The 19,302-nt window shown below is 48.6% G+C and carries 15 protein-coding genes and 1 tRNA gene; 14 read left to right on the top strand and 2 right to left on the bottom strand.

Going from position 1 to position 19,302, the window contains the following annotated elements:
- Nucleotides 1–1,187 precede the first annotated feature (1,187 nt).
- A tRNA-Arg gene (locus tag FS806_RS16610) sits at nucleotides 1,188–1,264 on the bottom strand.
- 173 nt (nucleotides 1,265–1,437) lie between these two features.
- Here FS806_RS16610 and FS806_RS16605 point away from each other — a divergent pair.
- The 5 genes from FS806_RS16605 to ispG all read left to right on the top strand — a co-directional run bounded on the left by FS806_RS16605 (nucleotide 1,438) and on the right by ispG (nucleotide 7,076).
- Entirely contained in the window at nucleotides 1,438–2,343 is a 906-nt protein-coding gene (locus FS806_RS16605; protein WP_144938857.1) for a hypothetical protein, read from the top strand.
- Nucleotides 2,344–2,440: 97 nt separating this feature from the next.
- On the top strand, nucleotides 2,441–3,742 hold the full coding sequence (gene tig, locus FS806_RS16600) for a trigger factor (RefSeq protein ID WP_144938853.1): 1,302 nt from the start codon (nucleotides 2,441–2,443) through the stop codon (nucleotides 3,740–3,742).
- A 288-nt stretch (nucleotides 3,743–4,030) separates the two neighbouring features.
- Nucleotides 4,031–4,615, top strand: a complete 585-nt coding sequence (gene clpP / locus FS806_RS16595) for an ATP-dependent Clp endopeptidase proteolytic subunit ClpP (protein WP_144938850.1) — start codon at nucleotides 4,031–4,033, stop codon at nucleotides 4,613–4,615.
- 19 nt (nucleotides 4,616–4,634) lie between these two features.
- Nucleotides 4,635–5,888, top strand: coding sequence for an ATP-dependent protease ATP-binding subunit ClpX (clpX, locus tag FS806_RS16590; protein WP_144938847.1), 1,254 nt, complete (start codon nucleotides 4,635–4,637; stop codon nucleotides 5,886–5,888).
- A 90-nt stretch (nucleotides 5,889–5,978) separates the two neighbouring features.
- Complete coding sequence (gene ispG / locus FS806_RS16585; RefSeq protein WP_144938844.1) at nucleotides 5,979–7,076, top strand: flavodoxin-dependent (E)-4-hydroxy-3-methylbut-2-enyl-diphosphate synthase; 1,098 nt, start codon at nucleotides 5,979–5,981, stop codon at nucleotides 7,074–7,076.
- A 521-nt stretch (nucleotides 7,077–7,597) separates the two neighbouring features.
- Here the strand turns inward: ispG and FS806_RS16580 are convergent.
- The gene (locus FS806_RS16580) at nucleotides 7,598–8,284 is read right to left on the bottom strand and encodes an N-acetylmuramoyl-L-alanine amidase family protein (RefSeq protein WP_144938841.1); all 687 of its coding nucleotides are present in this window, start codon (nucleotides 8,282–8,284) and stop codon (nucleotides 7,598–7,600) included.
- A gap of 186 nt (nucleotides 8,285–8,470) precedes the next feature.
- Between FS806_RS16580 and lonB the strand changes: the two genes are divergently transcribed.
- From lonB to hemC, 9 genes are all read left to right on the top strand, one after another.
- On the top strand, nucleotides 8,471–10,183 hold the full coding sequence (lonB, locus tag FS806_RS16575) for an ATP-dependent protease LonB (RefSeq protein ID WP_144938838.1): 1,713 nt from the start codon (nucleotides 8,471–8,473) through the stop codon (nucleotides 10,181–10,183).
- A gap of 175 nt (nucleotides 10,184–10,358) precedes the next feature.
- The gene (lon, locus tag FS806_RS16570) at nucleotides 10,359–12,707 is read left to right on the top strand and encodes an endopeptidase La (protein WP_144938835.1); all 2,349 of its coding nucleotides are present in this window, start codon (nucleotides 10,359–10,361) and stop codon (nucleotides 12,705–12,707) included.
- Nucleotides 12,707–13,318, top strand: a complete 612-nt coding sequence (yihA, locus tag FS806_RS16565) for a ribosome biogenesis GTP-binding protein YihA/YsxC (protein WP_144938832.1) — start codon at nucleotides 12,707–12,709, stop codon at nucleotides 13,316–13,318. The genes lon and yihA overlap by 1 nt, the downstream gene beginning before the upstream one ends.
- A gap of 391 nt (nucleotides 13,319–13,709) precedes the next feature.
- Nucleotides 13,710–14,300: a non-ribosomal peptide synthetase module gene (locus tag FS806_RS16560; protein WP_144938829.1), complete on the top strand. Its 591-nt coding sequence runs from the start codon at nucleotides 13,710–13,712 to the stop codon at nucleotides 14,298–14,300.
- Nucleotides 14,301–14,603: 303 nt separating this feature from the next.
- Nucleotides 14,604–15,005 (top strand): adenosylmethionine decarboxylase, encoded by a 402-nt coding sequence (gene speD, locus FS806_RS16555; protein WP_144938826.1) that lies wholly within the window; start codon nucleotides 14,604–14,606, stop codon nucleotides 15,003–15,005.
- A 238-nt stretch (nucleotides 15,006–15,243) separates the two neighbouring features.
- Nucleotides 15,244–15,780, top strand: a complete 537-nt coding sequence (locus FS806_RS16550) for a hypothetical protein (RefSeq protein ID WP_144938823.1) — start codon at nucleotides 15,244–15,246, stop codon at nucleotides 15,778–15,780.
- 125 nt (nucleotides 15,781–15,905) lie between these two features.
- On the top strand, nucleotides 15,906–17,303 hold the full coding sequence (gene hemA, locus FS806_RS16545; protein WP_144938820.1) for a glutamyl-tRNA reductase: 1,398 nt from the start codon (nucleotides 15,906–15,908) through the stop codon (nucleotides 17,301–17,303).
- A 119-nt stretch (nucleotides 17,304–17,422) separates the two neighbouring features.
- Entirely contained in the window at nucleotides 17,423–18,244 is an 822-nt protein-coding gene (locus FS806_RS16540) for a cytochrome C assembly family protein (RefSeq protein ID WP_144938817.1), read from the top strand.
- A 110-nt stretch (nucleotides 18,245–18,354) separates the two neighbouring features.
- Complete coding sequence (hemC, locus tag FS806_RS16535; protein WP_144938814.1) at nucleotides 18,355–19,299, top strand: hydroxymethylbilane synthase; 945 nt, start codon at nucleotides 18,355–18,357, stop codon at nucleotides 19,297–19,299.
- The last annotated feature ends 3 nt before the right edge of the window (nucleotides 19,300–19,302 follow it).

Here is a 19,302-nt window from a genome sequence, read left to right as displayed (position 1 = left end):
AGCATTATTTGGTGCTTCTTTGGACTACGCCAAAACCGGAAATTTACCAAGGATTACCTCGAAGTGCATAGGTCATGCTATAAAAAAGGTTGAACAACTTGAATGTCTGCAGTCCATGGTTGAGTAAACCACTTTTATTAAATCCAGTGTATATGGGTAAGCAGTGTATGCTCGTGGGTAAGTAGTGAGTAAAATGAGTAAAGAGAATAAGCCAGAGGTTGTACATGTGGAGAATGGTGTATACTCTCTGGAAACGTGGGGTCTACGAGGTTCATGTAGCCCCATTTTTAAATTTTATTCATTTAGTTCTTATTCAGTTCGGGTTGGTAAGGCTATACAAGGGGGAATGGGTGTGTTCCATGCTTATTCAGGCTTACTCACATATGCATGTATGGCTGGGATACATGCCCAAGCTCATGTATAGTGTATATCCAGATGGCTCTCTGGGATTTTGGAATCCCTGCGAATGCGGATTTCAACGATTACTCACTACCCCTGGAATATGCTCGGCATTTGAGAATTCCTGAAATTGGGCCATGTATGGTTGTAATCAAAATCTGCTGTACATGCGGTATACATTGCTGGGGATGCTGTATTTGAATGTGTACAATGTACATTAAATCTGTACCATACAGGGCATGTCCAGCCCATACACCGTGTATGCCAGATGACACCCTAAAATTTCAGAACCCAAGCACCTTGATTTTGAAATATGCTATGCCCAGAATCCGACATAGATCACCATTCTCTTTTCTACATGGGTGGGAAGCTCCTGAGAATTCATATCCAGAAAGCTGTATATACCTGTGTATCTGCAAATGGCCGGCATACTGGCAGTTTACATGGGTATACGTCATGCCGCCCATGCGATGTATGATGTACCTTTCAGAATGCCTTCCTGAATTCATAATCCCCCTGCAAGTAGCTATTTGGTCAACCCACAGGGCGATGTCCCATAAGATTCTAGATTCGGTCCAACTTGTGAATCCCTGCGAATACAGAATTATACAGTGTATGCATGCCGTGCAGCCAGCAAACCGTGCTAAGCATCTGCAAACATGATGTGTCCAGCGTTCTAGCAGAGAGTACACCATATATAGATCAAGTTGTAGGTTCACTGTTGTATGGCTGGAAAGTTGGAAACAGCAAAAAAGCCACCATAACATGGTGACTTTGATATCTAAGTATGGCGTCCCAGGAGGGATTCGAACCCCCGACACACGGCTTAGAAGGCCGTTGCTCTATCCAGCTGAGCTACTGGGACTTGATAAATAAACTGTTGCAAGGGCGGTTAATCATTTTTAGCGCGAAACATGATTAATATTAACACAGCACCAAAAGAAAATCAACAGGTATTTTTCGTATTTTTTTGGGCTCATTTTTTTGCATTTTTGTTCCGAAAACGATAGTATCTAGCTAAAGCTTTATTATGGAAAGATGGTGAAGGCAATAACCGATAAACCTAAGGATAACGTCGTTTTATTTCCGAAAACGATAGATTATTACCAAATGGAATTGACGCGGATGCTCGAGACCGAGCGATACCGCGAAGCGATAGAATTACTCCATTTTTTAGTACAGTGTGACAGCGGCGACCCAAGGACGAATGAGGAGTGGCAGGCGCTACTGGATTGGCTGCGTACGATGCAGCCAGAGCTATACGCGGAGGAAGAAGAGGACATCAGCGAAGAAGAATTAAGACGCCGGCAGTTGACGGGTAAAGAGAAGAACAACGCCAATTACGTTAACGAACTGCTGCAAATATTGCAGGACGGGACGAACTTGGCCAAGCAAGCTCTTGCATTGGAGCAATTAAGCTGCCTGGATCACCCTTCTATTAATGAAGCGCTCAAGAATTGGCTTGTTTCCCCGAGGCTTCCTCCGATTCTTCAGTTCAAGGTTCTGCAGGTACTGAAACGAAGGGGGGAAGGGGGGACGGTAACGCTGGAGAAGCTTGGCGAGAAGATCGTGCTGGATATCCAGGATACTCCACCCTCATTTCAAGAGTTTCCTCAGGAAGCCTATTCTATTGTAGAAAGATTTCTGTCGTTCAGCGAGTCCAAGCATCCGGTATTGGCGTATTTTGCCTCGGAAACCTGGCAGGAGTTTCTCGCTTATGCTTACGGAACTTCCATTTACCGTGAGCTTCTGTCCTTATCGGAGGAGCAGATGGACGCGTGGGCCTGCGCCTTTCATCTCGTGCTGGAGGAAACAATGGTTGGCACCCCCGATGAGGAGGACATACTGGAACTGTATGGGATGACGGATAGGCTCAAGTTCGCTCTGGCGCGGGCGACTACTATGTTTAAAAGCTTTGTAAGGGATGTTTTTCCGCGTTCATAGCTATTCTTGAAATGAAAAGGTTTTATGATATAATGAAATGGTTATGTAAGCTGAAACGTGAAAAAGTTAGGTACATTTTTGGAGGGGAAAGCATAAAATGAAAGCAAGCTGGGAAAAAATAGAGAAGAACCAAGGCGTTCTTACCGTCGAAGTCGAAGCGGAACAATTTGACGCCGCATTGGATAAAGCATTTAAGAAAGTAGTTGGAAAAGTTAACGTTCCGGGATTCCGCAAAGGAAAAGTTCCGCGCGCGATCTTCGAAAAACGGTTCGGGGCCGAAGCCCTGTATCAGGACGCATTAGATATTCTGCTTCCCGAAGCCTACATACAGGCCGTGAAGGAAACTGGAATCGAACCGATTGACCGTCCGGAAGTCGATATTGAAGAAATCGGCAAGGGACAGGCTCTGAAATTTAAAGCCAAAGTGGAAGTGAAGCCTGAAGTATCGCTTGGCGAATACAAGGGATTGGAAGTTACGGAACGCAGCTCCGAAGTTACGGAAGAAGAGATGGATGCCGAGCTGAAACGACTGCAGCAGCGTCATGCCGAGCTTATTGTTGTGGAAGAGGGCACGGCGGAAGACGGCGACATGGTCGTCATCGATTTTGAAGGTTTTGTCGACGGCGAAGCTTTCGAAGGCGGCAAGGCCGAGAAGTATTCCTTGGAGCTTGGCTCTAACAGCTTTATCCCGGGCTTCGAAGCTCAGATCGTGGGAATGGCTAAGGAAGAAGAGAAGGACATCGAGGTTACTTTCCCTGAGGAGTACCATGTAGAGGATCTGAAAGGAAAGCCGGCCCTGTTTAAGGTGAAGCTTCATGAGATCAAGCGCAAGAATCTGCCTGAGCTGGATGATGAGTTCGCTAAAGATGTGAGCGAGTTTGAGACGTTGGATGAGTTTAAAGAAGACCTGAGCCGCAAGCTTGCGGAAAGAAAAGAGCAAGCCAACAAAGCGCAAATTCAGGAAGAATTGGTGAACAAAGCTTCGGAGGCGGCAGAGGTGGACATTCCTTCTGTCATGATCGATAACGAAGTGGAAACCATGCTTAAAGATTTCGAAGATCGTTTGAGAATGCAGGGGATGAATCTGGAGCTGTACTTCCAATTCTCCGGTCAGAACGAAGAAGCGCTTCGGGAGCAAATGCGCGGAGATGCAGAGAAGCGGGTTCGCAACAATCTGGTGCTCGAGGCCATTGCCAAAGCCGAGAACATTGAAGCCAGTGAAGAGGAAATCAACGCAGAGCTCGAGAACATGGCCAAGACTTACCAGAGGACGACGGAAGAAATCCGGAGCATTCTGGAAGCGAACGGAACCTTGGAAAATATGGGCAAGGATATCAGCATCCGCAAAACAATTGATTTCCTAGTGGATAACAGCAAGTCGGTTCCTGCTGCAAGCTAAAACATAGTCTAGTCAGAGGCGCGTCTAGTTACGTGCCTTTGTTTTACCACATCGGAAAGTTTAAGTTCATTATGAAGAAGATGAACCGACTTTCCGATTGCTCTAGATGCCCCTGTTCAGGAATAAGTTAATGCATGCCAAGGCGTTTAACCGGAACGTTAATGAAGGGTTGCATAGGATAGTGTAAATATGACACAATACGTTAAACATGATAAAATGAAGGTGGACTGAAAGGCTGTTTCAGACCGGTTCATTTTGCTTTAATCAAGGAGTAGGAGGGATCCCCACATGGCCTTAATACCCATGGTCGTCGAACAGGAAAATCGCGGAGAACGTTCCTATGACATTTATTCGCGCCTGTTAAAGGACCGGATTGTTTTTATTGGTAGCGCCATAGATGATGATGTTGCCAATTTGGTTATAGCCCAGCTGCTGTTTCTGGCTGCTCAAGATTCCGAGAAAGACATTCACTTGTACATCAATTCTCCTGGCGGTTCGGTGACGGCCGGCATGGGGATCTATGATACGATGCAGCACATCAAGCCGGACGTGTCGACCATTTGTGTTGGAATGGCGGCAAGTATGGGCTCCCTTCTATTAACAGCCGGGGCTCCGGGCAAGCGGTTTGCCCTTCCGAACAGCGAAGTGATGATCCATCAACCTCTTGGCGGGGTCAGAGGGCAAGCTTCCGATATTAAGATTCATGCCGACTGGATTATTCGTACCCGGCAGCGGTTGAATCAGATTTATGTAGAACGCACGGGACAACCGATTGAAGTCATAGAGCGGGACACCGACCGGGATTTCTTCATGAGCGCCGAGGAAGCTAAGGAGTACGGGCTCATCGATCAAGTGATTACCAGAACGATCTGAAAGGAATAGGGGTGAAGCCATGTTTAAATTTAATGAAGAAAAAGGTCAACTGAAGTGTTCGTTCTGTGGTAAATCCCAAGACCAGGTTCGCAAGCTGGTGGCCGGTCCTGGCGTATATATTTGTGATGAGTGCATCGAGCTGTGCACGGAGATTGTGGAAGAGGAGCTAGGGCATGAGGAAGAGATCGATCTCAAGGACATTCCGAAGCCTAAGGACATCCGCAACATTCTCGATCAGTATGTCATAGGGCAGGATCAGGCCAAGAAATCTCTGTCTGTCGCAGTATATAATCATTACAAGCGCATCAACTCCCAGAGCAAGATTGAAGATGTGGAGCTGCAGAAGAGCAATATTTTACTGCTTGGCCCGACGGGAAGCGGGAAGACGCTTTTAGCACAGACATTGGCGAAGATATTGAACGTACCGTTTGCTATAGCCGACGCGACTTCTTTGACCGAGGCCGGTTATGTCGGCGAAGACGTTGAGAATATTCTGCTCAAGCTTATTCAGGCTGCGGATTACGACGTGGAGAAAGCCGAGCGAGGCATTATCTACATCGATGAAATCGATAAAGTCGCCCGTAAATCGGAGAATCCGTCCATTACCAGAGACGTTTCCGGTGAAGGGGTACAGCAGGCACTGCTGAAAATTTTGGAAGGTACGGTAGCTTCCGTTCCTCCGCAAGGCGGCCGAAAGCATCCGCATCAGGAGTTCATCCAAATCGATACGACGAACATCCTGTTTATTTGCGGCGGGGCCTTCGACGGTCTGGAATCGATCATCAAGCGCAGAATCGGCAAGAAGGTGATCGGATTCGGTACGGATGGCATCAAGGCAGATCTGAAGCCGGGAGAATATTTATCCATGGTTCTGCCTGAGGACCTGCTTAAATTCGGGCTTATCCCGGAATTTATCGGTCGTCTTCCGGTAATCTCCACGCTGGAGCCTCTGGATGAGAATGCGCTTGTCCGCATTCTGTCGGAGCCGAAGAACGCACTGGTTAAGCAGTACCAGAAGATGCTGGAGCTGGATAACGTAGCTCTGGAATTCGAAGCGGATGCACTAGAGGCCATCGCCAAAGAAGCGATCAAACGGAGCACAGGAGCCCGTGGTCTGCGTGCCATTCTGGAGCGGATTATGCTCGATGTTATGTATGACATCCCATCCAGGACGGATGTGCGCAATTGCACGGTGACCAAAGAAGTCGTGGAGGAGAAGATTGCTCCGATGCTCACGACCAAAGATGATAAGAAAAAGGAAGAAAGTGCATAACAAGCAACTATTTTCCGGCCGATCATCCTCTTAGGCAGTCCGATATCGGACTGCTCGGGAGGATATTTGCCGTCATGGGAGAGAAGAATTATGTACCATCGTACGGAGACCGTTCCCGTCCGGGTAGGGGATTTAACGATCGGCGGGAATAATGAGGTTATCATTCAGAGCATGTGCACGACCAAGACGGCCGACGTGAAGGCGACCGTTGCCGAAATTCATCGGCTGGAAGAGGCCGGATGCCAGTTAGTCCGGGTTACTGTGAATAACCAGGAAGCGGCAGATGCCATTAAGGAGATCAAGAAACAGATCAGCATCCCGCTTGTTGCAGATATTCATTTCGACTACCGGCTTGCCTTGAAGGCGATTGAGAACGGGATCGACAAGGTTAGAATCAATCCCGGCAATATCGGTAAGCGGGAGAGAGTTCAGGAAGTAGTGAAGGCTTGTCAGGCACGGGGAATCCCGATCCGTATCGGGGTGAATGCCGGTTCTCTGGAACGGCATCTGCTGGAGAAATACGGTTATCCTACAGCGGAGGCGATGGTTGAGAGCGCCCTTTTCCATATTGGAATTCTGGAAGAGCTGGATTTCCACGATATTATCGTCTCGCTTAAAGCCTCCGATGTTCCGATGGCGATTGAAGCTTATTCCAAAGCGGCCGAAGTGATCCGTTACCCGCTCCATTTAGGAATAACGGAATCAGGCACGCTTCATACAGGAACGATCAAAAGCTCGGCAGGGATTGGAGCTTTGCTGTCGATGGGAATCGGTTCTACCGTCCGCATTTCATTAAGCGCCGATCCGGTGGAGGAAGTGAAGGTTGCCAGAGAACTGCTGAAGACGTTCGGTCTGATTTCCAATGCGGCGACTCTTGTCTCCTGCCCGACCTGCGGGCGGATTGACATAGACCTTGTCTCCATCGCGAATGAAGTGGAAGAGTATATTTCCAAGCTTAGGGTGCCGATTAAAGTATCGGTGCTGGGCTGTGCTGTGAATGGGCCAGGGGAGGCTCGTGAAGCGGATATCGGTATTGCCGGCGCCCGCGGGGAAGGCTTGCTATTCCGTTATGGGGAAGTCGTACGCAAGGTTCCTGAGGCGGAACTCGTCAGCGAACTGAAGAAAGAAATTGATCATATCGTTGCCGTTTATGAGGAAACCGGGGTTATCCCCGGACGCAAGCATTAATTTTAATTTACAATTGCTCGAACAAAAGGAAGATAAGCCAACCGATAAAAATATATGCGTTAAAAGCATTTTTCCCGGCCCTTGTATTTAGGCGGCCGGGATTTTTTGATATAGAGAAAATCGGTTTTGATTTTATTGGTGAAATTATATATAAATGGAAATTGAAAACTAAATGGATTTCATACAGTTAGATTTCTATATTCGGAAGAAATATGGAAACTAACTGGAACCTACAGCTAGTTTGCGCCAAAACAGCCGTTTCGCCCAAAGTTGCCCATTTTAACTGTAATTTATCCAGTTAGTTTGATCATTTTCGCCCATTCGCTTGAATCTACCTGTACAAAATACAGTTAGATGTGCCGCTCCGCTTGCAACGATGCCTGCAGACGGTAAAATAGACGGATTTTCAAGGTAGTTTCCGTCTTCCGCTCCAAAGGAGCAAACTAGCTGTATGAAATCCAGTTAGACGCGCCATTCCATTTGCCGGCACCAGCAGAAAATGAAAAATAGAAGGATTCTCATTACCGGCCAGGATTTGTGTTCATATATTGTTCGATCCCTTCTGCTACGGCAGCCGCGAGCTCCCGCTGAAGCTTGGGATCTGTAAGACGTTTACGGTCTGAGTCGTTGGAGATGAATCCCATTTCGACAATGACTGTAGGGCATTTACTCTGATTCAGGAGAAAGTAAGTTCTGCCTATAGCTGTGGAATGATCTCGGTTATACAATTCGTTAAGCGACCTTTGGATAGAGTGGGCGAGCTGTTTGCTTTCTTCGCTTTTCTGATGCAGAACAATTCCTCCGGATTGTGAAGACCGCTTGGACCAATTGACATGGATGCTGACCATGATTTTGGGCTTGAGCCGGCTGGCAATTTCCTTACGTTGAATCAGATCTCGTCTATGGCGGGAATGCACCTTCGGAAAGCGGTTATCATCACTCAGCGCATAATCACCTATTCGGTTGATGGCGACATTATAATTTTTCTCCTGCAAAATACTGTACAAATGACGCGCCAGTTGAAGATTGATATCCTTTTCAAGTAATGAGCCGTGAGAGGTGCCTCCATCTATTCCTCCATGCCCTACATCGATCAGCACATCGGTGCGGGGAAGCAGCGGGGAATTGGAGGAGGGAACGGGAGCCTCCGCGTTTGTTAAGGAGAACCATTGCAATAAGGCCAGAAGTGGCAGCAAATATAAAGGCATTGGTTTCTTAGTCTCCTTTCGGGGATATGCTATGGCTTATTTGGATTTTGATTAATCTTAGTTTTAGGCACCCCCGTCCATTTCATTCTTCGAACAAAAAACTTTGCCCTCAGAAAGGACTATGACGAACTCTGAACGGCAATACTATGAGCATAATCGAATTGTTCGAAAGGACGGAGGTAACCTATGAGTTTAAGTTGGATACTGATGCTGATCCAATTATTTTTTGCGGTCATTATAGGATTGTATTTCTGGAATTTGCTGAGGAACCAGCAGAGCAACCGAACCGCAGTGGACCGGGAATCGAAGAAGGAAGTGGAGAAGCTTAGAAAAATGAGGACGATTTCCTTGTCCAAGCCATTAGCCGAAAAGACGAGACCGTCCAAAATGGACGACATTGTCGGACAGAAGGATGGGCTCAAAGCATTAAAGGCGGCCTTATGCGGTCCTAACCCTCAGCATGTCATCATTTATGGACCGCCTGGGGTAGGGAAAACGGCGGCTGCGAGAGTCGTTCTTGAGGAAGCCAAAGCTAACCCCTATTCCCCTTTCAGGCAGGATGCCAAGTTTACGGAAATCGACGCGACTACCGCCCGTTTTGACGAGCGGGGCATCGCCGACCCGCTGATCGGTTCTGTACATGATCCGATCTATCAAGGGGCGGGTGCGATGGGAGTGGCGGGAATTCCCCAGCCCAAGCCCGGAGCAGTCACCAAAGCCCACGGGGGGATTCTCTTCATTGATGAAATCGGGGAACTGCATCCGATTCAAATGAATAAACTGTTAAAGGTACTGGAAGACCGCAAAGTATTTTTGGAAAGCGCCTATTACAATTCGGAGGATTCGAATATTCCGAGTTATATCCATGATATTTTTCAGAACGGGCTGCCGGCGGACTTTCGTTTGGTAGGGGCTACGACCAGGACTCCGCAGGAAATCCCTCCTGCGATCCGCTCCCGCTGTATGGAAATCTTCTTCCGCCCGCTTATCCCGGACGAAATAGGGCAAATCGCGGTGAATGCGATCAGAAAAATAGGCTTGCCGGAAAACCACGAAGCGGTTGAAGTCGTTAAGCGCTATGCGACGAATGGACGTGAGGCCGTCAATATCATTCAGTTGGCGGCAGGACTGGCAATGACGGATAACCGGCATGAAATTACAGCGGCCGATGTGGAATGGGTAGTGAACAGCAGCCAAATTCCCCCGCGTCCGGACAAGAAGGTGTCCGAAGAAGCGAGAGTTGGCCTTGTTAACGGCTTGGCTGTCTACGGACCGAATTTGGGAGCGGTACTGGAAATTGAAGTATCGGCTATTCCGGCGGAGCCGGGGACGGGAAGCTTTAACATTACTGGGGTAGTAGACGAGGAAGAGATGGGAAACAGCTCCAAAACATTGCGGCGCAAAAGCATGGCGCGCGGTTCAGTAGAAAATGTGCTGACTGTGCTCAAGAGGCTCGGATTCCGCCCTCAGGATTATGATATGCATATCAATTTCCCGGGAGGAACGCCTATCGACGGACCTTCCGCGGGAGTTTCCATGGCCACGGCGATTGTATCCGCCATGCTGCAAATACCGGTCGATCCCAAGCTGGCTATGACAGGGGAGATCAGCATTCACGGCAGCGTCAAGCCGGTAGGAGGAGTGGTTGCCAAAGTAGAGGCTGCCTTTCAGGCCGGCGCTCATCGAGTGATCATACCGGCGGAGAATTGGCAGGATCTGTTTGCCAATCTGGAGGGTGTGAAGGTTATTCCCGTCCATACAATTGAGGAAACGCTGCAGTTAGCGATCGGAATAGACATGACGGTGGCCGAAGAGGGCAATTCCACAGCCTCCAAAGATGTGCTGGTCGCCTCTCCGCTTCCTTATCTTCATGCCAATCCAGTAAATAGGCCGACTTAAACTGCAAGTCCGATAGAGCGGCAATGGCTGGCCTGTGCGTGCCGGCCGTTGCCGTGTCTTTTTGGCGGAGGCCTATCCGGAGGAGAAAAGCCGCTGAAATTGGTGTTTTGAAATAACTTTTGATAAAATGGATTGCACACAGCGAAAAAGACAGAGTTCATCGGAGGTGCTGTAGATGGGGAATAAATCAAAGGTACGTTCTATGCCTTTGCTCCCATTACGCGGACTGCTTGTCTATCCAAGCATGGTTCTGCATTTGGATGTCGGACGGGAGAAGTCCGTGAAAGCGTTGGATAAAGCCATGGTCGACGACAGTTTGATTCTCCTGTGTTCTCAATCGGAAGTGAACATTGAAGAGCCGGCCATGGAAGATATATATCGAATCGGCACCGTTTCTAAAGTCAGACAGATGCTGAAGCTTCCTAACGGCACGATCCGGGTATTGGTAGAAGGAATGGTCCGGGCAGAAATCATCGATTACGTATCCACATCCGAATATTATGAGGTGCAAATTAAGGAATTGCCGGAACAGCTTGTTCCGGATCCCGAAATTAATGCTTTGATGCGCACCTTGCTCAACCAGTTTGAGCATTATATTCATCTGTCCAAGAAGGTGACGCCTGAAACCTTGGCTGCCGTCTCAGACATCGAGGAGCCGGGCAGACTGGCGGATGTGATCTGCAGTCATCTATCTCTCAAAATTAAAGATAAGCAAGAAATTTTGGAAACGATCGATGTCCGGGAAAGAATGGAAAAGCTTCTCGATATATTGAACAACGAGCGGGAAGTGCTCGAGCTGGAGCGCAAAATCAGCCAGCGCGTCAAGAAGCAGATGGAAAAAACTCAGAAGGAATATTACCTTCGCGAGCAAATGAAGGCGATCCAGAAGGAGCTTGGCGATAAGGAAGGACGCGCGGGTGAAGTAGAGGAGTTAAGGGCCCAATTGGCCGAGACGGTAATGCCGGATCCGGTCAAGGATAAAATCAGCAAAGAAATCGATCGTTTGGAGAAAATGCCCTCCACCTCAGCCGAGGGTGGAGTCATCCGCAACTATATCGATTGGCTTCTTGCACTGCCGTGGGCTAAACAGACGGAGGACGATCTCGATATAGAGAAAGCGGAACAAATCCTCAACGAGGATCATTTCGGGCTGGAGAAACCGAAGGAGCGCGTGCTGGAGTATCTGGCCGTGCAAAATCTGGTCAAGAAACTGAAGGGGCCGATTCTTTGTTTTGTCGGACCTCCCGGAGTCGGGAAGACATCCATTGCCCGTTCCATTGCCCGTTCTCTTGGTCGGGAATTTGTTCGTATCTCGCTCGGCGGCGTACGCGACGAAGCGGAAATCCGCGGGCACCGGCGCACCTATGTTGGAGCCATGCCGGGGAGGATCATCCAGGGGATGAAATCCGCCGGAACCAATAACCCGGTCTTCCTGCTAGACGAAATCGACAAGATGTCGATGGACTTCCGCGGGGATCCTTCGTCCGCTCTGCTGGAGGTGCTGGACCCGGAACAAAACAACACCTTTAGCGACCACTATATAGAGCTTCCTTTCGATTTGACTAACGTTATGTTCGTCACTACCGCTAATGCGGTGCATAATATTCCGAGACCTCTACTGGACCGGATGGAAGTGCTTTACATTCCGGGCTATACCGAAATGGAAAAGCTGCAGATTGCGAAGCGCTATTTGCTGCCGAAGCAAGAACGGGAGCATGGTCTGGAGCCGGGGCAATTAACGGTCGAGGAAGAAGCGCTGCAGAGCGTTATCCGCTTATATACGCGGGAATCCGGAGTCCGAAATATGGAGCAGCAATTGGCTAGCCTGTGCCGTAAATCGGCCAAGAGAATTGTTTCCAAGGAAGCGGAGAAGATAACGGTGACGGCGGATAATCTGAAGGATTTCCTCGGGCCGCCTAAATTCCGCTTTGGGGTTGCAGAGGAGCAGGATCAGATTGGTGCGGCAACGGGCCTGGCTTGGACCGAGGTCGGCGGGGATACCCTCATGATAGAGGTCAGCGTCATGCCGGGGAAAGGAAAGCTGACACTGACCGGTAAACTTGGAGATGTTATGAAGGAATCCGCCCAGGCCGCTTTCAGCTACACTCGCTCACGCGCGGAAGAACTTCAGATTGCGCCTGATTTTCATGAGAAGAACGATATTCATATCCATGTTCCGGAAGGGGCGATCCCGAAGGACGGACCTTCAGCCGGAATTACTATAGCCACTTCCTTAATATCGGCGCTTACGAATATTCCTGTTTCCCGCCAGGTTGCGATGACCGGCGAGATTACACTGCGGGGCCGGGTGCTGCCCATCGGGGGGCTTAAAGAGAAGGCGCTGGCAGCCCACCGTGCCGGAATTACAACCGTCCTGATGCCTAAAGATAACGAGAAGGATATTCAGGAAATTCCCGAGAGTGTGCGGGAGGATCTGCGCTTTATTCCCGTTTCGCATATGGATCAGGTGCTGGATGAAGCATTGGTTCGGCCTGTGCTTGCAGGAAAGCAGGTGCAGCCTTAATGAAAGTCAAGCAAGCGGAATTTGTCATTAGTGCGGTCGGTCCCGCGCAATATCCCCAGGACGCTCTGCCGGAAATCGCTCTGGCAGGGCGATCCAACGTCGGTAAATCCTCTTTAATCAACCGGATGATCGACCGCAAGAATTTAGCCAGGACCAGCTCGAAGCCGGGCAAAACTCAAACCTTGAATTATTATAAAATTAATCAGGACTTATATTTTGTTGATTTGCCAGGCTATGGTTACGCCCAAGTGTCCAAATCCATGCGAGCCGTATGGGGGAAATTTATTGAACAGTACATTCTGGAGCGGGAGCATCTCAAGCTTCTGCTCCATCTGATCGACCTGCGCCATCCGCCCACTAAAGATGACCAGGCTATGTTTGAATGGCTCAAATATAACGAGCTGCCGGTATGCGTCGTGACTACGAAGGCGGATAAGATTCCTAAGGGGAAATGGCAGAAGCATGTGAAAATCATCAGGGAAGCTCTTCGTATGGACAAGACGGACGAACTTGTTTTGTTCTCTTCGGAAACCGGGCAGGGCAAAGACGAGCTATGGTCTATCATTAAACAGTATGGAGAAATACCCGGCCCGGAAAGCGCCGGAGAGTAGGTTCTTATATTTCATCGAGAAACGTCTTTGGATACGGACTGCGAAGGCCGTTACTTCTTGTAACTTCAAACTCCAAGGCTCTAACAAAAATTTATGGAATATTTTTTGGATGCCATTCGATAAGCGAGAATAAGCGAAGAACAGGGAAGGAATACTGAATTCCCTGTTTTTCTTTTTGAATTAGAGCGGTTTTTTAAGAAAAATGGCCCTATGACTAAAAAATTAGGGAGGAATAAGTGAGTTTGATGTAGTATACTAATAATGTACGATGTGCAAGGAAAATCATCCAAGTCGTCGATCCATTCATGGCGACAGCTTGCAAGGCCAAGCGGAACAAGTTCATCCAGGAACGGTGTTCCGATGTGGTAAACTAAAGAATCGAGGGGTTTTTATGGCTCATAGGTTAGCGACTGAATACGTCAAGACCTGCCTGAAATTATCAGAAGCCGAAATGACCGATTTCATCCGATTGTTCCAGGAACATAAGGCCACACTTCACGTTATGGTTCTGGATAATGGAAGCCAGAACGTGGTGCTTCATGACGATGCGTCGGGGGAAGAAGTCATCCTCACCTTTGAACGCGATGCGAATGGCTTCATTTGCCGCGGTTCCTGTAAGCTGACAAGTCCGAATTTAGCCAACCTGATGCGAAGAGCGGTCTCCCGGTTCAAAGGGGACGCTATCGTCAACAGATATTATTCCAGCTTTACTATGGTTTATCATTATCATCAAGGGAATGTCGTTAAGATTATCGAAGTCAAAGGATCTAAACACAAGCTTGTCTATGAGTACAAAGATACATTGGGTCAGTTGGAACGGCTGTTCCAGAACAAGGAGCCGGAGAAGGAAATTGCCAGCCTCTACGCTCAGATTAATCAGCTGCTGGATTTGCGCAACGCGACCCCGGAGCGTGAAATCCGCGAGCATATCGACCGTAAGCTGAGCCGGATGACCCATCGTCTGTTTGTACTAGAGGCATGATTCCATGACAGATTAACATAGCATTATATGCATGGGGCCTGAAAGGGGCTCCTTTTTTTGGCTAAAAATTGATGAATTTCTTAATTTTTTATCATTTTTCCGGAAAATAAGTGGATATCTAAAAAAACTATTGCTTTTTCGCTCAATAGATGTTATTTTTAATTTCGTTGAAAACTTTATAGGAACCAGGATTCACTCAGGACATTGTATGTTGCGAGAGATTTTTCCCTCGAGAAGTGAATGACGTAGGTCCTAGCGGATGAAATCAAACAATTTTATTCCTAGGAAGGGGGAACCGAAAGAATGGAATACTCAACTTTCGGAAGACACGTTGCTGTCGATACTTGGGGAGTCGATTTTGATCTTCTTAACAACGCAGATTGGTTACAAGCGCAAATGATTGAAGCAGCGGAGGTTTGCGGTGCAACTGTTCTGTCAGTGCAGGCCAAGCAGTTTGAACCTCAAGGCGCAACCGTTTTGGTACTCTTGTCAGAAAGCCATCTATCCATTCATACCTATCCTGAGAAAGGTTTTGCCGCTCTGGATTGCTATACTTGCGGCGAAACGGTCGATCCGCAGCTCGCGATCGATCATATGGTCTCGGTCCTAAAGCCTGAAAAAGCCCACGCTAAGAAGCTTGTGCGCGGGATTGGTGAATTGCAGGTTGAAACACCCGATATGAAAATTGCGCAATTGGTTAAGTAAATTAGAGTTTATAAACGATTGAAATAAATTCCTTAAGACCATGGATTCTATCCATGGTCATTTGTTTGTCCATCCATCCATACAATGTTACAAAAGCTGTCTATAGATGCCGCTGAAGAAGCGGGCAGTCCCGATCGATGATATGCCGCAGCCTCTATAGAGGGCTTTCGGAAAAGAAGCCGCCGAAAGAGCGGTTCATCTATTTTCTGGGAAACATGGTGGATGGGGAGGGAACAGAATGGGAAGACTAAAACCTGCACGTCTTTTTGGAGTGCTGCTTATCCTTTTTTTGCTGCTGTGGCCAATTTACCAAATTTATGGTATGCTGCAGCCGGGTAAATCGAAGCAGGATGCGACTTTCTTGCTTTACCAGGTATCGTTATTTCAACTGGAGCTGCTGAGTAATTTGTTGGGAGAGGCGGAATCGGCGGCCCATACGGGCCAGTTGAATGCTTTGCGCCAAGCCGCATATTCGGTGAATTATACTCATGAACGTTTGGTATTGGCTGTCGGCTCGGACCAATTAGCCGAATTAAAGTCAATCCCGCAATTATTACAGTTCATCATGCGCCTGCAGCTAGGCGGAGAGAGGCCGTTGAAATCCGCGGAGCTCGAGACGCTGGCGGAGATCAGGAAGGGCTACAAAGCGATTTATGAGCAATATACCAAATTAATGACCTCCAATCGCACGACGGTCATCGCCATCGAGAATGACAAATTGGCTAAAGCCGATGAGGAGATGGCCGCCATCCTGAGGAATAAGCTGCTGCAATAAATTGGAAGCCCGATAGGGCCATATATTCATAATATTTTCAAATGTGAAAAGTGACCTTTCTACAGCCTGTGGTATAATAGTCTTTAGGGAAAGGAACGGTAGTAAGGAAAGGCAGGTGGACACAATTGCATATTATTGTAGTGGGCTTAAACTATAAAACAGCTCCGGTAGAAATTCGGGAGAAATTTGCTTTTGCGAAAGAAGAATTGCCGGAAGCGCTCGGTCAGCTTAAGAAAACAAAGAGTATCCTGGAATGTGTCATTGTGGGCACCTGCAATCGGACTGAAATTTATGCAGTCGTTGACCGGCCGTACCTGTGCGGTCATGCGATCCGCGGCTTTATTGAGGATTGGTTCGGAATTCCACGGCAGGAATTCAATCACCATCTGTATGTCAAGGAAAATGAGCATGCGGTCCAACACCTTTTTAAAGTGGCCAGCGGCCTGGATTCGATGATTGTCGGCGAGACTCAGATTCTTGGACAAGTCCGCGATGCCTTCCTTCTTTCGCAGAAGGAGAAGGTGACGGGGGCAGTATTTAATACATTGTTTAAACAGGCTATTACATTGGCTAAGCGTGCCCATTCCGAAACGGGAATCTCTGACAACCCGGTGTCGGTAAGCTATGCTGCGGTGGAGCTTGGCAAGCGGATCTTCGGATCTTTCGCCAATAAATCGGTACTGCTGATCGGTGCAGGCAAGATGAGTGAGCTGACGGCCAAGCATCTGCGCGCCAATGGTGCGAATAAAGTGGTTGTCGCCAACCGCACCTATGAGAAGGCAGTGGAATTCGCAGATAAATTTGCAGGGACCGCGGTTACATTCGACGACCTGATTCCGTCCTTGGCGGAAGCGGATATCGTCATCAGCTCGACCGGCTCGTCCGGGCTTATTCTTAACCGCGAGCAGGTGGACAGCATTCTTCACCTGCGCAAATTCAGGCCGCTCTTCATGATTGATATTGCCGTTCCTCGGGATTTGGATCCCAGGATCGGGGAGCTTTCCAACGTATTTTTGTACGATATCGATGATTTGCAATCCATCGTGGAGAGTAACTTGGCCGAGCGCCAGAGGGAAGCGGCCAAAATCGAGGCCATGATTGCGGAAGAGGAGCGGGTTTTCGAACAATGGATGAACACGATGGAAGTGGCTCCTTTAATTAACGCCCTGCAGACGAAATCCAACCGGATTCATGAAGAAACGATGGCCAGCTTGCTCAAGAAGCTGCCTGATCTAAGCGATAGGGAAATCAAGGTCATTCATAAACTGACGAAGAGCATTGTTAATCAGATGTTGCGAGACCCTATTGTACGGCTCAAGGAGCTGGCTAACGATAAAGATGGTCAGGAAGCGATCAATCTATTCTCGCAGATTTTCGCTCTGGAGTCTGCTCTGGACGGGCAACCTGATCATGAAGAAGAGGCTGGGCACACAACGTCGGAAGCAGCTCAATCCGCTGCCTCCAAGACAAATGATAGGCTTTTGCTCGGGCTTCAGCTTCAGGAGGCGTTGGCACGATCTTAAAGTGCATACCGGACAAGCAGGGTACGGTGCAGTAAGGCTCCTTCCATCCGTTATTCAGGCTTTCGGCCTTGCTGTCCTTAGCTGCTTGCAGGCAGGTTGATCCGCTAACAGGAGGTTGCATGGTCACTCAAAGCTGGATATACGATGCTATAATATATATTTACGCCCTGAGCCTTCTGTTTTATTTCTCTGATTTCGTCGGTGCGAATCAGAGAGCCAAACGGATGGGCACAGGGCTGCTTCTATTTGTTTGGGTCTTACAGACGGTTTATTTTTTCTTTGAGTTTAAAACCTTGCACGTCTTCACCGATTTTGAAACCCTGTTTTTCTTTTCATGGGTGCTAGTGACGGTCTCATTGGTGATCAGCCGTTTTTTTCGCATCGAACTGCTGGTTTTCTTTGTTAATCTGGTAGGCTTCTCCATACTTGCGCTTAATTTTTTCAGTGATAACAATGTATCAACCGCCCTGGAAGGTTGGGAAATTGCCGATGAGCTGTTGTTCATCCATATCAGCCTGGCTATCGGAAGCTACGCCGCCTTTACGATTTCTGCCATCTTGTCGGGAATGTATCTGTTTCTCCATAGCCAGCTTAAGGATAAGAAATGGTCCAGAACGATATGGCGCATCCCCAGCCTTGATAAAATCGGAAAATATACTTATATATCGGTTGCATCGGGAATGCCGCTGCTTATGCTGGCCTTTTCGTTGGGGACCGTATGGATTGTGCTGAAGGGCGAATACCAGCTCTTGTTCGATCCCAAGGTGTTGAATTCCTTGTTTATTTTGCTTTTGTATGCCTATCATTTAATATTAAAGCTTTCGTTAAAAGCCTCTGACTATCGCTTGGCCCAATGGAACCTGTTTGCTTTCGCGCTGGTGATGGTGAACTTTTTCATATTAAACCGGTTTTCGAATTTTCACGGCTGGTTTTGGATGTAGTTGTTCCAGGCTGAAGCCGTGGCAGTAGCAACACATAAATGAGATCGGGGTCGGGAAGAAATGGTTCGTTCAAGAGCCTCCTAATGACTCCGAGTAGGGAGGAACGCTGCATGCGAACGATCGTTGTCGGAACTAGGCAGAGCTCGCTTGCCTTAACGCAAACCAATCAAGTAATTGAAGACTTGCGCCGGTTTTGTCAAGAGAATGGGATGGAATGCGAATTTGACGTCCGCAAAATTGTGACCAAAGGGGATAGAATTCTCGATGTCACTCTTTCCAAGGTCGGGGGGAAAGGTCTTTTTGTTAAAGAAATAGAACAGGCGCTATTGAACGGAGAGATTGATATCGCTGTTCACAGCATGAAGGATGTGCCTTCGGAAAGCCAAGAGGGGTTGATGATAGGGGCCGTTCCCAAGCGAGTCGATCCTCGGGACTGCCTGATTTCGAACGGGCACGTCAAGCTGGACGAGCTGCCGCAAGGCGCTCTTGTTGGAACGAGCAGCTTGAGACGTGCGGCCCAATTACGGGCCTATCGCCCCGATCTTCGCATCCAATCGATTCGCGGCAATATAGATTCCCGCCTGCGCAAGCTGGAAACCGAGGGCTTCGACGGCATCCTGCTGGCAGCCGCCGGGCTGTATCGGATGGGGTGGTCCGATAAGGTCAGCCATTATTTGCCGCCGGAGGTTTGCCTCCCGGCTGTAGGTCAAGGAGCGCTGGGCATCGAATGCCGCAAGGATGACGACTTCGTGCTCCGTCTGCTGGCGCTGTATAACGATGCGGAGACCGCCGCAACCGTCCAGGCGGAGCGGACCTTCCTGGCGAGGCTGAATGGAGGCTGCCAGATTCCGATCGGCGCTTACGCCGAGTTCGCGTGGGATGCGGAAGCGGAGGCGTGCAGGCTGAAGCTGACGGGACTTGTCGGCGAGCCGGAAGGCGGTCGGATTCTGAAGGAGACAAGAACGGGGGACGATCCGGTCCATCTCGGGCTGGAAGTGGCGGAGAGCCTGATCGGGCAAGGAGCCGAGGAAATCCTCGCTCTGGCCAGAGAGTAGGGA

This window comes from Paenibacillus sp. 32O-W, from assembly GCF_007679495.1.
Lineage (GTDB): Bacteria > Bacillota > Bacilli > Paenibacillales > NBRC-103111 > Paenibacillus_L > Paenibacillus_L residui.
The sequence above is the reverse complement of the archived record's forward strand: the minus strand, read 5'-3'. Positions and strand labels throughout refer to the sequence as shown.

Excerpts from the sequence above, each read along its gene's own strand:
- FS806_RS16605 (WP_144938857.1), top strand. The coding sequence starts at position 1,438 with ATGGTGAAGGCAATAACCGATAAACCTAAGGATAACGTCGTTTTATTT.
- tig (WP_144938853.1), top strand. The coding sequence starts at position 2,441 with ATGAAAGCAAGCTGGGAAAAAATAGAGAAGAACCAAGGCGTTCTTACC.
- clpP (WP_144938850.1), top strand. The coding sequence starts at position 4,031 with ATGGCCTTAATACCCATGGTCGTCGAACAGGAAAATCGCGGAGAACGT.
- clpX (WP_144938847.1), top strand. The coding sequence starts at position 4,635 with ATGTTTAAATTTAATGAAGAAAAAGGTCAACTGAAGTGTTCGTTCTGT.
- ispG (WP_144938844.1), top strand. The coding sequence starts at position 5,979 with ATGTACCATCGTACGGAGACCGTTCCCGTCCGGGTAGGGGATTTAACG.
- FS806_RS16580 (WP_144938841.1), bottom strand. The coding sequence starts at position 8,284 with ATGCCTTTATATTTGCTGCCACTTCTGGCCTTATTGCAATGGTTCTCC.
- lonB (WP_144938838.1), top strand. The coding sequence starts at position 8,471 with ATGAGTTTAAGTTGGATACTGATGCTGATCCAATTATTTTTTGCGGTC.
- lon (WP_144938835.1), top strand. The coding sequence starts at position 10,359 with ATGGGGAATAAATCAAAGGTACGTTCTATGCCTTTGCTCCCATTACGC.
- yihA (WP_144938832.1), top strand. The coding sequence starts at position 12,707 with ATGAAAGTCAAGCAAGCGGAATTTGTCATTAGTGCGGTCGGTCCCGCG.
- FS806_RS16560 (WP_144938829.1), top strand. The coding sequence starts at position 13,710 with ATGGCTCATAGGTTAGCGACTGAATACGTCAAGACCTGCCTGAAATTA.
- speD (WP_144938826.1), top strand. The coding sequence starts at position 14,604 with ATGGAATACTCAACTTTCGGAAGACACGTTGCTGTCGATACTTGGGGA.
- FS806_RS16550 (WP_144938823.1), top strand. The coding sequence starts at position 15,244 with ATGGGAAGACTAAAACCTGCACGTCTTTTTGGAGTGCTGCTTATCCTT.
- FS806_RS16540 (WP_144938817.1), top strand. The coding sequence starts at position 17,423 with ATGGTCACTCAAAGCTGGATATACGATGCTATAATATATATTTACGCC.
- hemC (WP_144938814.1), top strand. The coding sequence starts at position 18,355 with ATGCGAACGATCGTTGTCGGAACTAGGCAGAGCTCGCTTGCCTTAACG.